Genomic DNA, 1,273 nt, shown 5'->3' with positions numbered 1-1,273 from the left:
GACTACACGCTGGCTTTTAAGTTGGCAGTGGTTGACCCTACACCAAGAAACAGTACCGCTGAGAAGTAGAGAATCCGGCATGATTTTCACGATTTGAAATGGAAGACATGCCATGAAGACGAGCAAGTTCACTGAGGCGCAGATAGCGTTCGCGCTCAAGCAAGCGGAACTGGGTACGAAGGTCGAGGAGGTGTGCCGCAAGCTGGGCATCAGCGAAGCGACGTTCTACAACTGGAAGAAGAAGTACGGGGGCGTCGGCCCTTCGGAGCTGCGCCGGATGCGGCAGCTCGAGGAGGAGAATGCGAAGCTCAAGCGGCTGGTGGCGGACCTGAGCCTGGATAAGGCCATGCTGCAGGACGTGCTCTCAAAAAAGCTCTGAAGCCTTCCCGCAAGCGCACGCTGATTGACGAGTTGCGTGACCGCTATCGTGTGAGCCTGACTAAGGCTTGCGCGTTGTTCCACATGTCACGCTCGCTGTATGGGTATCGGTCGGTTGCTCGGGACTCGTCGGCATTGCTTGCACGCATCAAAGAGATAGCGGCCACACGCGTGCACTACGGCTATCGCCGGGTGCACGTGATGCTGCAGCGGGAAGGCTGGAAAGACAATCACAAACGTGTTTATCGCTTGTACCGGGCCGAAGGTCTGTCGCTGCGGCATAAGCGTCCCAAGCGCAACAAGTCGGCGCGGCTACGCCAGCCCAAGAGCATCGTCACGGCTATCAACGAAATCTGGAGCATGGACTTTGTATCCGATGCCTTGTTTGATGGTCGGCGCCTGCGCGCGTTGACCGTGGTGGACAACTACACCAGAGAAAGCCTGGCCATCGAAGTCGGCCAAAGCCTGAAGGGGGAAGACGTTGTGCGAGTGCTTGACGCAGTGGTTGCCGAGCGCGGCGCGCCTCAGACCATCAAGGTGGACAATGGCAGCGAATTCATCTCGAAGGCGATGGACCGGTGGGCATACGAGCATGGCGTGGAACTCGACTTCAGCCGGCCAGGCACGCCGACCGACAATGCCAAGGTGGAAAGCTTCAACGGGCGGTTCCGGCAGGAATGCCTGAACGAGCACTGGTTCTTGTCCTTGGACGATGCTCGGAGCAAAATCGCCGACTGGCGGAGGTACTACAACGAGAGCCGTCCCCACTCCGCACTGCAGTGGGCGACACCCGCCGAATTCGCCCGTCAGGCAAGGAAAAACACCTCGGCGGACGAATCAACGACGCCGGAAATCTCCACTTCTGGACGGTACTAATTCCGGTGTAGGGTCATGG

1 protein-coding gene is annotated in these 1,273 nt (G+C 58.4%); it reads left to right on the top strand.

What is annotated here, in order from left to right:
* Positions 1-112: 112 nt before the first annotated feature.
* A protein-coding gene (locus tag AAHM38_RS25410) for an IS3 family transposase (protein WP_207775330.1) occupies positions 113-1,254 on the top strand; the annotation gives its coding sequence in 2 pieces (ribosomal slippage) (positions 113-365 and positions 365-1,254; 1,143 coding nt in all).
* Positions 1,255-1,273 lie beyond the last annotated feature (19 nt).

It is taken from the genome of Ralstonia sp. OTU4908, assembly GCF_038440115.1.
Classification (GTDB): domain Bacteria; phylum Pseudomonadota; class Gammaproteobacteria; order Burkholderiales; family Burkholderiaceae; genus Ralstonia; species Ralstonia pickettii.
The sequence above is the reverse complement of the archived record's forward strand: the minus strand, read 5'-3'. Positions and strand labels throughout refer to the sequence as shown.